This is a genomic window from Vreelandella neptunia, from assembly GCF_022489065.1.
In the GTDB taxonomy this organism is placed as follows: domain Bacteria; phylum Pseudomonadota; class Gammaproteobacteria; order Pseudomonadales; family Halomonadaceae; genus Vreelandella; species Vreelandella neptunia_A.
In genome coordinates this window covers 198,036-209,782 of record NZ_JAKVTW010000005.1, presented here as the reverse complement: position 1 = coordinate 209,782, position 11,747 = coordinate 198,036, and the positions used below count along the sequence as shown (strand labels likewise).

Genomic DNA, 11,747 nt, shown 5'->3' with positions numbered 1-11,747 from the left:
TTGCATTAGCTACTGGCAATCACCTTTTCACGCAACTCTTTCGGCATTGAGAAGGTAATAGTTTCTTCTCGACCCTGTAACTCTTCGGGCATAGCAGCGCCCATGGTTTGAAGTTTGGTGATAACACCTTTAACCAACACTTCTGGGGCACTAGCCCCTGCCGTCACGCCAATGCGCGCGACATTTTCAAGCCACAGTGGATCAATCTGTTCAGCGTTATCGATCAAGTAGGCGGGTGTGCCCATGCGCTCAGAAAGCTCCCTCAAACGGTTGGAGTTAGAGCTATTCGGGCTACCCACCACCAGCAATAAATCGCTTTGGGCGGCTAGTTCACGTACCGCATCCTGACGGTTTTGTGTGGCGTAGCAGATGTCATCATTGCGTGGCCCTTGAATCTCAGCAAACTTATCACGCAGCGCAGCGATCACCTTGGCGGTGTCATCCATCGAGAGCGTCGTTTGGGTCACGAAGGCCAGCTTGGAAGGGTCGCGTACCTCTAGCTTAGCGACATCTTTTTCGTCTTCCACTAGATAGATACGCCCACCGTGGGAGGTGTCATAACGCCCCATGGTGCCTTCAACTTCCGGATGGCCTTCATGACCGATAAGGATGCACTCCTGTCCACGCTTAGCGTAGCGCAACACTTCTAAGTGCACCTTGGTCACTAATGGGCAAGTGGCGTCGAATACCTTTAAGCCCCGCCGTTCCGCATCAGCCTGTACTGCTCGAGAAACGCCGTGGGCAGAGAAAATGACGATAACGTCGTCCGGCACTTCATCCAATTCTTCAACAAACACAGCGCCACGGTCACGCAACGTTTCAACCACAAAGCGGTTATGAACCACCTCATGGCGAACATAAATAGGCGGGCCAAAGACATCCAGTGCGCGATTGACGATGTCAATGGCGCGGTCCACACCGGCACAAAAACCTCGTGGGTTGGCCAGTTTGATTTCGATAGGCTGTGCTTGCTGCGTGCTTGTCATAAGAGCACCTTGATGCGACATGGCATCTAATTAATGAGTGGTCACCGGCTTAACGTCCAGTACTTCTACTTCAAACGTGAGCGTGCGGCCTGCTAGTGGGTGATTGAAGTCCACTTCAATACGGTCACCGTCAATGGTTTTGACCACACCAGGCAATTCCGTTCCCGCTTTATCGGCAAACGACATCACCATACCAATTTCTGGCGCTTCATCGCCAAAATCAGCCCGCTTCAGGGTCTGAATATTTTGCGGGTTGTGCTGGCCGAAGGCATGCTCTGGGGTGATCTGAAAAGTACCCTCCTGCCCCGCGGCCAGGCCTTTAATGGGGTGCTCAAACCCGGGCGGCAGATTACCGTCGCCAAACTCAAACGTGGCCGGTGTTTTGTCTTTGGTGGAGTCCACCAACGTGCCGTCTTCTAACTTTAAGGTGAAGTGTAGCGTCACTTCCATACCGTCATCGATCAGATAGTCGCTCATTACCGCTCTCAATAGTCAGTTGTTCTCAATGTTCGATTAATGGGAAGCATCGGCCACTTTTTTGCGCCGCCGCTCGCCCATAATAGATTCCCAGATTAAAGCGACCGCCCCTAGGGTAATCGCAATATCTGCCACGTTAAACGCTGGGTAGTACCACCCAGCGGCGTGGAAAGAGAGAAAATCGACCACATAGCCATGCACTAAACGGTCGTAAAGATTGCCCAAGGCGCCTCCAATAATCAGCGGCAGCGCTATCGCTAATAGTTTTTCATCGTGCTTGATGCGCATCAGCCAAATTGTTAAGCCCACGCTAGCGCCAATGGCAATAATCGCGAAGAACCAGCGCTGCCAGCCGGGATGGGTCGCTAAAAAGCTGAACGCCGCGCCGGTATTGTGTAGCAGGGTCAAGTTAAAGAATGGCAACACTTCTACCGGCTGCGCATAACCGAGCTGGCTGCTGGCCACGTATTTAGTGGCCAAATCCAGCACGATCACCGCCACGGCTAGCCATAGCCAGCGCAGTGGCCGTTGCATCGTTGGACGTACGTTTGTATCAGGCGTATTTCCTTCTTTAAGCATAGTAACGAATCTCACCGCTGCCTTCGGGAAGGTTGCTGATACAACGCCCACATAGATCCGGATGGTCAGCATGAGTACCCACATCCGGGCGGTGGTGCCAGCAGCGCTCGCACTTGGTGTTATTGCTGGCGTTGACCGCCACTTTCAAGCCTTCAAGCTCCGTTGTTTCCGCCGCTACATCACCGGCTTCAGCAAGAGGCTTGAGCGTGACTTCGCTGGTGAGCATGACAAAGCGCAGCTCATCACCCAGTTTAGCCAACGTTGCCTGAAGCTCATCGCTCACATACAGCGTGACTTCCGCTGCCAAACTGCCTTTGATGACTTTGGCATTACGGGCGTCTTCCAGGCACTTATTGACCGAATGCTTAACCTCCAGCACTTGCTCCCAGAACGCACGGCCAAGATCCGCGCCCTCTTCCAACGTGCCAAGGTCAGTGTAGTAGGTCTCAAGCAACACGCTGTCGCCGCGCTTACCAGGAATGTTCTCGTGGATCTCTTCTGCGGTGAAGGAGAGAATCGGCGCAATCCAGCGGCTTAGTGCTTCCACCACGTGATAGAGCGCGGTTTGCGCACTACGGCGTGCCAGTGAGTCGGTTTGGGTGGTGTATTGGCGGTCTTTAATCACATCTAAATAGAAGCCACCCAGCTCTCGCGCGCAGAAACCGTGCACCTGCTGGTACACATCCAGGAAGCGGTACTCTTCATAGGCTTTTTCAATGCGCGCCTGAAGCTGAGCCGCGCGATCCACGACCCACTGATCCAGCGCCAGCATATCGCCAAACGCCACTTGGTTTTTCTCTGGATCAAACCCGTTAAGGTTCGAAAGCAGGAAGCGGGCGGTGTTGCGAATCCGGCGATAGACATCGGAGGTGCGCTTCAAAATCTCGTCGGAGACGGCCATTTCACCGGAATAATCGGTGGAGGCGACCCATAGGCGCAGAATATCGCCGCCTAGCTTATCCATCACTTCCTGGGGCGCGACCACGTTGCCCAGCGATTTAGACTGCTTGCGGCCCTGAGAGTCGACGGTAAAACCGTGGGTCAGAAGCTGGCGATACGGCGGATGACCATCAATCGCCGAGCCGGTGAGCAGCGACGAGTGGAACCAGCCACGGTGCTGATCAGAACCTTCCAAGTACAAATCAGCCCGTGGGCCGCTTTCGTGACCATGAGGGTGCGAGCCGCGCAGCACGTGGCGGTGTGTAGTGCCGGAGTCGAACCAAACATCCAGTGTATCGGTGACTTTGTCGTACTCTGCGGCTTCCGCACCCAACAGCTCTGCTGTGTCGAGCTTGAACCAAGCCTCAATGCCCTCTTGCTCAACGCGCTTCGCAGCTTCTTCCATCAGCCCGACGGTGCGTGGGTGCAGCTCGCCGGTTTGCTTATGCAAAAAGAACGGAATCGGCACGCCCCAGTTACGCTGGCGGGAGATACACCAGTCCGGGCGGTTAGCGATCATGCTGTGCAGGCGCGCCTGCCCCCAGGCGGGCGTGAACGCCGTGGCTTCGATGCCTTCCAAAGCACGCTCACGCAGGGTCTTGCCGTCTTTGCCTTGAATATCCATGCCCACAAACCACTGCGCCGTGGCACGGTAGATCACCGGCGTTTTATGGCGCCAGCAGTGCATGTAGCTGTGCTTGATCGGAATATGCGCCATCAGCGCACCGACTTCGCTTAGTTTTTCGACGATCTGGGGGTTGGCCTTCCAGATCATCTGACCGCCGAAGAACGGCAAGTCATCAGCGTACACACCGTTACCCTGCACCGGGTTGAGCATGTCGTCGAACTCCATGCCATGCTCGCGACAGGTGATAAAGTCATCCATGCCGTAGGAAGGCGCTGAGTGAACGATACCGGTACTACCCACCTCAGACTCGACATACTCAGCTAGATAGACTGGCGAGAGGCGATCATAGAATGGGTGACGGAAATTGATCAGGTCGAGGTTTTTGCCCTGGGTCGTAGCAACCACTTCGCCCTGCAAACCGAAGCGCTCTAAGCAGCTCTCCACCAGCTCTTCGGCTAAAAGGAGCAGACGCTCGCCGGTATCCACCAGCGCGTAGGTAAACTCCGGATGAACGTTCAGCGCCTGGTTGGCAGGAATGGTCCACGGCGTGGTGGTCCAGATCACCACGGCGGTAGGCTTCGCCAGCTCAGTTAAACCAAACGCTGCGGCAAGCTTTTCAGCATCTTCCACTGGAAAGGCAACGTCGATAGCGTCGGACTTTTTATCGGCGTACTCAACTTCGGCTTCTGCTAGCGCCGAACCACAGTCGAAGCACCAGTTAACCGGCTTCAAGCCTTTAAATACATAGCCCGCATCGACCATCTCAGCCAAGGCGCGAATTTCACCCGCTTCATTGGCAAAATCCATGGTGCGATAAGGGTGATCCCAATCACCGATAATGCCCAAACGCACGAAGTCGGCCAGCTGCGTTTCAATTTGCGCACCGGCGTATTCACGGCATAACTCACGCGCTTTACTAGCCTCAAGGTGCTTACCGTGAGTGGTTTCGACTTTGTGCTCAATGGGCAGGCCGTGGCAATCCCAGCCGGGGACATAGGGCGCATCGAAACCGGCCAAATTCTTCGACTTAACGATAATATCTTTAAGAATCTTATTAACAGCGTGACCAATATGGATACTGCCGTTGGCGTAGGGAGGGCCATCGTGCAGCACAAACAGCGGCGCGCCCGCGCGAGCTTCACGCAGGCGCTGGTAAATGTTCATATCCTGCCACTGGGAAACCCGCCCAGGCTCCTGCTTCGGCAACATGCCGCGCATGGGGAAGTCAGTTTCAGGCAAATTCAGCGTGTGCTTATAATCCATGGTCTCGTCAGCCGTTGTTAGCATCGGCGGCATCATCCGCCGAAGAAGAATCAGAAGAAATCGTATTTGAAGACCCAGTATCTGAAGACATCGTCTCACGCCCAAGCGGGGCCGAGGCCAGCGGAAGAGAATAGTCCTGTTCAGAACTGTTTTGTTCAGAACTGTCTTGATCAGCACTGTTTTGATCAGCACTGTTTTGCCCAACTACTGCCGCCGTTAAATAGTGGCGAGCGCGGGCCTGATCACGTTCAATTTGCGCTTTCAGGGCCTTAAGGTCGTCAAACTTGACCTCACCCCGCAGGCGCGCGCAGGGAAACACCGTCATGCGCTGGCCGTAAAGGTCACCACTAAAATCGAGCAAGTGTACCTCAAGCGTCGGCCGTTCTGAGCCGACCGTGGGGCGAAAGCCCACATTCGCCACTGCCGGGTAGCGTTCGCCACTTGCCAACTCGGCGACCACCGCGAAGACGCCGCGCAGGGTTAATGGCTGCGGCAGCAGCGGCAAGTTGGCGGTGGGGACACCAATCGTGCGACCCAACTGCTGGTCACGCACGACACGGCCATGTAACGAATAGGGGCGGCCCAGTAAGCGTGCAGCGGCGGAAAAGTTGCCGCTAGCCAGCAACGTGCGTACCCGCGTACTGGAAACCCGCTCGTCATCCACGGTAAAAGTGCGGGTGTGCTCAACGCCAAACCCCTGTTCACTGCCCACTTCCGCCAGCAGCGCAAAATCGCCGCGGCGATCACAGCCAAAGCGGAAATCATCGCCTACCACCAAGTGCTTAACGCCTAACCCCTCGATCAATACCTGATCGATAAACTCACGCCCGGTAAGGCTGCGCAGCGCGTCGTTAAATGGCAGAACCAGCACTTGTTCCGCGCCAAAGTCGCGCAGCAGCCGCACTTTCTCACGCAGCCGGGTCAAACGTGGCGGCGCTTGATCACCGGCAAAAAACTCGCGGGGCTGGGGCTCGAACACCACCACCGTCAGCGGCACACTCCAGCGTGCGGCATGTTCACGGCACTGCTGAAGGATGGCTTGATGGCCACGGTGCACACCATCGAAATTACCAATGGTCGCAACGCAGCCACGATGAGCCGCCCTCAAGTTGTGCAGACCTCGAATAACGCGCATGGCACCTCAGCCGTTGGAGGACATAAAGCCTCTGATTATAACGCCGCACCCAACTGGGTGCAGCGTTATGAGTGCATTTTAAAATGACGAACGCGTAAACCCAGTGCCGCTAACCACCCGAAATAGAGCGCGCCCCCTAGTAATACTAACCCTGTGACCCAGCTTATCCGCTGCCAAAGACCAAACGTGAGCCACGACTGCCAGTCAGGCGCCACAAAATAGAGTGCCGCGCACATCAAGGTGCTACCCCCTAACAACTGCACCGCATAACGCTTCCAGCCCGGCTGAAAGACCAGCACTCCCTGCTTATGCAGCAAGTAACCCAGCAAGCCCGCATTTAAGAAGGCTGACAGCGCGGTGGCCAACGCCAACCCGGCATGAGCCAGCGGCCAAATCAGCAGTAAGTTAAACACCATGTTAGCGACCATGGCGATAATGCCTACTTTTACCGGGGTTTTGGTGTCCTGCCGGGCAAAAAAGCCCGGTGCCAATACTTTGATCAGCATAAAGGCTACCAAGCCAAAGGCGTAAGCGCGCAGGCTCATTGCCGCCATCTGGATGTCATTGTCAGTCATCGCGCCATAATGAAATAGCGTGATCAGCAGCGGCTCGGCCAACACGGCCAGCGCCAGTGCCGCTGGCAGCCCCAGCAGCAGAACAATCCGAATAGCCCAATCCAGCATGGCTGCGAAGTGCTCTTTGGATTGATCAGCATGGCGTTTAGAGAGCGCGGGCAGAATCACGGTGCCAATGGCTACGCCAAATACGCCCAGCGGTAGCTCTACCAAACGATCCGAGTAATAGAGCCAAGACACGCTACCCGCCGCCAGTAATGAAGCCAACACGGTATCCAACAGCAGGTTAATTTGCGATACCGAGACCCCAAAGAGCGCTGGCCCCATTAGTTTTAGAATGCGCCGCACGCCCTCGTGGGCAAAATTTGGCCACGGCGTGGGCATCAACCCCAACCTCAGCAGGAACGGCACCTGAAAAACCAACTGAGCGGCCCCGGCAATCAACACGCCCCAGGCCAGCGCCATGGCAGGCTCTTCCATCAGCGGCATTAGAAAAAGCGCCGCACCAATCAGCGATAGATTCAGCAATACGGGCGTAAACGCCGGCACGGCAAAGCGGTTCCAGGTATTCAACACACTGCCTGAAAACGCAGTCAGCGATATGAGCAGTAAATAGGGAAACGTTAAGCGCAGCATATCGGCTGTCAGCGCTAGCTTTTCAGGGTCACGCCCAAACCCAGGGGCAAATACCCAAATCAACCATGGCGCGCAGAGCATCGCCAAGGCGGTAATCAGTGCCAGTATGGCCGTTAAACTCCCGGCGGTGGCATTCAACAGCTCGCGGATCTCTTCACGACTTCGCTGGGTAGAGTACTCCGAAAGCACCGGGACAAAGGCCTGATTGAAGGCCCCTTCTGCAAACAGACGGCGCAGAAAGTTAGGAATCTTAAACGCTACGAAAAACGCATCGGCGCCGCTGCCCGCCCCTAAAAAGGTGGCAACCACAACATCGCGCGCCAGCCCCAGCACTCTCGACAGCATGGTCATAGCGCTGACCACAAGCCCAGAGCGCATTAGCCCGCGACGGGCTATCGCGTTACTGGGGGACGTATTGGGTATTTTCTTCGCCGTCATGAGCTGTCCAGAAAAACTATCCAGAAAAATCATCTAGAAAAACTATCTAGAAAAACCGCCTAGAAGAACCATCGAGCAAAAAACATCCAGACACAAAAAAACCGGCCGCAGCCGGTTTTTTATGGCGCCTGCCGGCTTACGCCGCCAGTGCCTTAATACGCTTGTTCAAACGGCTCTTCAGGCGAGCTGCTTTCTTCTTAGACAGCACGTCTTTGTCTGCAATACGGTCAACGACCGGCTGCATGGCCTTGAACTCTTCCATTGCCTTAGCGTGGTCGCCGGTGCCGATCGCTTTCACTACACGCTTGATGTAGGTGCGGACCATGCTGCGCTGGCTGGATTTCAGGACGCGACGGTTCTCGGCCTGGCGGGCGCGCTTGCGAGCTTGCTTGCTGTTCGCCACAGGGTATCTCCTTGGAGAATAAAGGTTGTCGAAAAACGACAACGAAATTAAATATGTTTCGTCGGCTGCGCCAATGCAGCACGACATTTCCACAACATGACACTTTAATAACCGATTGATTTGGCAGGTGATTCAGCCTACCAAAACGTATCACAGGCAGTTAAATAAGGCTGCCCATCTACGGGTCTTGTCTGAGAGGATGGCATAGTCTATCACGCACCATGCGTGCTTGCTAGCAGTTGTCAATGTACTCAAAGGGGTTCAACTACCATCGCTTCATCTCAAGGCACCGCCTGCCCAGTCGGCGCTAAAATTTTGCGCAAGAAGTGACGCGTTCGCTCATCTTTGGGGGCAGTGAACAACTCCTCTGGCGGCGCTTGTTCAACGATGCCGCCTTCGTCCATAAACACCACGCGATCTGCCACATCCCGAGCGAACTGCATCTCGTGAGTCACCACAATCATGGTCTGACGCTCTACTGCCAGTTGCTTCATCAAACTCAGCACCTCTTCTACCCACTGCGGGTCAAGGGAAGAGGTAGGCTCATCAAACAGGATCACATCGGCATTGGCTGCCATGGCCCGACCAATACCGACCCGCTGCTGCTGACCACCTGAGAGCGAAGCCGGGTACGCATCTGCTTTATCCGCCAGACCAATGCGCTCAAGAATTTCCCTAGCCCGCGCATGGGCTTTGGCTTTAGGCAGCTTATCCACCACGATCATGCCTTCGCTGATATTCTCCAGCGCGGTTTTATTGGCGAACAGGCCGTAGTTCTGAAACACAAATGCAGTACGCCGACGCAGCGCCAAAATGTCTGCACGGCTGGCACGCTGAGTATCAACACTCAAATCGCCGACGGTTAAGCGCCCCGCATCGGGCTTTTCAAGAAAATTAATACAGCGCAGCAGTGTCGATTTACCCGTACCGGAAGGGCCGATGATGACGATAATCTCGCCCTGGGAAAGGCTCAAATCGATATCTTCAAACACCGTATGGGCGCCAAACCGTTTGGTGATGCCTTGCAGCGAAATCATCGTTGATAGGCCTTATTCAGATAAATTTCTAACCGACGCTGACCCCAGGAAAGCACCTCAACGATCGCCCAATAAATCAGCGCCACCAGCAAGAATGCCTCTAGATAGAGAAAGCTGCCTGCGGCTTCTTTTTGCGTAGCGCCCATGAGTTCAGTGACCCCCAGCGTAAAGGCCAACGAGGTCGCTTTAATCATATCGATGAAGTAGTTCATCAGCGTTGGGGTGGCCACGCGGGTTGCCTGGGGCAGAATGATGCGGCGCATTAACTGCGACTGGGTCATGCCGATGGAGAGCGCCGCTTCGGTCTGGCTGCGATCAATCCCAACAATCGCCGCACGAATAGACTCCGCCATATAGGCCGAAAAATGCAGCGTTAGCCCTAGCACTGCCGCCGTTACGCCATTGATCGCCACCAACGCCTCCACCAACTGAGGTAAGCCGTAGTAGAAAAGAAATAGCTGAACCAGCAGCGGCGTACCGCGAAAAAACGAGATAAACAGCATCGAAAACGCGTTTAATACCGGTACTTTCGATACGCGAACCACCGCCAGCAGGCACGCCAGTATCAGCGCAAAGAACATGGCGATGGTCGCCATTTGTAACGTGAGTGGCAAATAGCGCAGCAGAACCGGCAACAGCCCCCACATATATTCGAGGTTAAGCATGATAATTAAACATAGGCTAAATCGCTTATAAGCAAACGGCCGTGGCAATGCCACGGCCGCGTTAAACGGATCAGGTCAGGCGTTAAGGCTGAGTGATATCAGTATCGAACCATTTTTCTGATATCTCACGCAGATCGCCATTATCGCGCAACTCAGAAAGCGCTGCATCAACGCGGTCGCGCTGTTCACGGCCCGCCTCGTCATCGCGGAACGGCAGTGCGTTCTCAATGGTCGAGAACGGCTGGCCAGCCAGTTCTAATGGTAAGCCTTTCTCTTTAATGACCTGCGTAGCGCTCACGCGATCCATCACAAACGCCTCGACCCGGCCCAAGGCCACATCTTGCTCGATGTTGGATTCATAAGTACGAATATCGATTTCATCGGCATTGGGTAACTCTTGCAAAAGCTGCTCATAGTTAGACCCCAGGTTCACCGCAACGCTTTTACCAGATAGATCCTCGACCCCCTTGATAGCGTCATTGCCCGCCCGCACGACAACTTGCGCGCCGTCGTATACATAAGGTGCGGTGAATACATACTTCGCTTCACGCTCTGGGGTGATCGTGATCTGATTGGCAATGGTATCGATACGGCCCGATTCAAGCATACCTGCCAAGCCTGAAAAACTTGCCGTCACAAATTCAATGTCATCGCCTGAAAGCTCGCCCACGGCGTTCATGACATCAACTTCAAAGCCTTTAAGCTCGTCCTGTTCTACAAACGTAAAGGGGAAATAACCGCCGGACATACCCACACGTAGCGTATCGGCTTGGGCAGAAGCGGCGAACAAACCACTGGCAACACTCAGCGAGAGCGCGGCTAAAGTAAGATTAAACGTGCGTGTTAGTGGCATCGGTTTTATTCCTTTTGGCTATACTCAACGCTATTGGACATATCTTACCCCTGCGCCAAAAGCGAATAAAAGAATATTAACAATATTTTTTATTCTTTATTAGAATATACAACTCACTCTGACGGCTACTTGTGCCGTATAGCGTAAAACGTTTCCGAGGTGGCCGCTTGGCGCTGGGCATCCAATATCTCACCTCCAAGCGCAGCTAGCTCTTGAGTAAACGTGATAAGCTTTTCCAACTGAACCTTATCAAATCCGCGTTTGCGCTTAGGCTTTTTGAGAATCACGCTCACACCACGGATCAGATTATCTGCTTGTTGAAACGATTCCATCACAGGCATCACACCAGGCGGGTAAGCATTGGCAACGCGCAGAGAATTTTGGGGTGTAACCCCAGGCACGCTGTATACCTGCAAATCGGTCTCGTAATGCGCCTCCCATTTTTGTAAGCACAGCTGAAGCTTTTTATTGACCGCAATATCGGGCTGGCTATACATGACAAAAAGCACATGCGCCGCACTGTATTCATCAGCCTCATCCTGTTCAGGGGCTACCTCCTCTACGCTATTTTGTTCAGGTAGCGTAGAGGAGGTATTCACCTGCGCAGCGGCAGTAGAGGGGTGAACGGGCAATTCGATGCTTTTATCGTTAGGAGCGAATGGCTTTCCAAGCTTTAGCCACTCCCCACCTCTCCACATCCCACTTTCCAGCACGCCTCTGCCACTTAGTAAAAAATATATGCAAATGATAAGGCTGTTGAAACTTAGCCAGCCTGCTGCGATAGCTAACGTTACCGCCAGTTTATGCGGATCCATTGTGGTTTCCCCGCCAAGTAAGAATACGTGAGCTGAATTATTATCATTCCCTGAGGCTCACTATAACTTACTTAATAACGAAGAGAAGCGGGAAGGTCAACTTTAGCAAGCTAATAAATTAGCAGAGGCTTCTGAGAGAAACGAAACCCTGTGGTAAATAGCAACAAAAAAATAGCAGCGCCAACGTATGTTCACGTTGCTGCTTAACGGTATCAGCCAGAATGACCAACAGCCTCTTTGTTAGTCTTCGTTCATGTCTGTTTCATCAAGGCATTTGCATGGCTTGAGTATCTTCGATAACCCCTTATAGCTCATTTA

Annotated in this window: 11 protein-coding genes; all 11 read right to left on the bottom strand. The window is 53.9% G+C overall.

All coding sequences use genetic code 11. The annotated features are described in order from the left end of the window. Nucleotides 1–5 precede the first annotated feature (5 nt). The 11 genes from ispH to MLE19_RS09925 all read right to left on the bottom strand — a co-directional run bounded on the left by ispH (nucleotide 6) and on the right by MLE19_RS09925 (nucleotide 11,429). On the bottom strand, nucleotides 6–986 hold the full coding sequence (gene ispH / locus MLE19_RS09975; protein WP_240718030.1) for a 4-hydroxy-3-methylbut-2-enyl diphosphate reductase: 981 nt from the start codon (nucleotides 984–986) through the stop codon (nucleotides 6–8). 30 nt (nucleotides 987–1,016) lie between these two features. Continuing rightward, nucleotides 1,017–1,463: an FKBP-type peptidyl-prolyl cis-trans isomerase gene (gene fkpB, locus MLE19_RS09970; RefSeq protein ID WP_240718029.1), complete on the bottom strand. Its 447-nt coding sequence runs from the start codon at nucleotides 1,461–1,463 to the stop codon at nucleotides 1,017–1,019. A 36-nt stretch (nucleotides 1,464–1,499) separates the two neighbouring features. Beyond that, nucleotides 1,500–1,997: a signal peptidase II gene (gene lspA / locus MLE19_RS09965; protein WP_240718028.1), complete on the bottom strand. Its 498-nt coding sequence runs from the start codon at nucleotides 1,995–1,997 to the stop codon at nucleotides 1,500–1,502. A gap of 37 nt (nucleotides 1,998–2,034) precedes the next feature. Further along, complete coding sequence (gene ileS, locus MLE19_RS09960; protein WP_240718027.1) at nucleotides 2,035–4,896, bottom strand: isoleucine--tRNA ligase; 2,862 nt, start codon at nucleotides 4,894–4,896, stop codon at nucleotides 2,035–2,037. Then, a complete protein-coding gene (gene ribF / locus MLE19_RS09955; protein ID WP_240718026.1) occupies nucleotides 4,880–6,007 on the bottom strand; it encodes a bifunctional riboflavin kinase/FAD synthetase in 1,128 nt (375 codons plus the stop codon). The genes ileS and ribF overlap by 17 nt, the downstream gene beginning before the upstream one ends. A 65-nt stretch (nucleotides 6,008–6,072) precedes the next feature. Next, complete coding sequence (gene murJ / locus MLE19_RS09950; RefSeq protein WP_240718025.1) at nucleotides 6,073–7,656, bottom strand: murein biosynthesis integral membrane protein MurJ; 1,584 nt, start codon at nucleotides 7,654–7,656, stop codon at nucleotides 6,073–6,075. A gap of 136 nt (nucleotides 7,657–7,792) precedes the next feature. Then, a complete protein-coding gene (gene rpsT / locus MLE19_RS09945; protein ID WP_022521977.1) occupies nucleotides 7,793–8,059 on the bottom strand; it encodes a 30S ribosomal protein S20 in 267 nt (88 codons plus the stop codon). Between the two features lie 281 nt (nucleotides 8,060–8,340). Beyond that, nucleotides 8,341–9,096, bottom strand: coding sequence for an amino acid ABC transporter ATP-binding protein (locus tag MLE19_RS09940; protein ID WP_240718024.1), 756 nt, complete (start codon nucleotides 9,094–9,096; stop codon nucleotides 8,341–8,343). Continuing rightward, on the bottom strand, nucleotides 9,093–9,761 hold the full coding sequence (locus MLE19_RS09935; protein ID WP_240718023.1) for an amino acid ABC transporter permease: 669 nt from the start codon (nucleotides 9,759–9,761) through the stop codon (nucleotides 9,093–9,095). Before MLE19_RS09935 ends, MLE19_RS09940 begins: the two co-directional genes overlap by 4 nt. An 82-nt stretch (nucleotides 9,762–9,843) precedes the next feature. After that, entirely contained in the window at nucleotides 9,844–10,614 is a 771-nt protein-coding gene (locus MLE19_RS09930) for an amino acid ABC transporter substrate-binding protein (protein ID WP_240718022.1), read from the bottom strand. A gap of 125 nt (nucleotides 10,615–10,739) precedes the next feature. Further along, entirely contained in the window at nucleotides 10,740–11,429 is a 690-nt protein-coding gene (locus MLE19_RS09925) for a cell division protein ZipA C-terminal FtsZ-binding domain-containing protein (protein WP_240718021.1), read from the bottom strand. Nucleotides 11,430–11,747 lie beyond the last annotated feature (318 nt).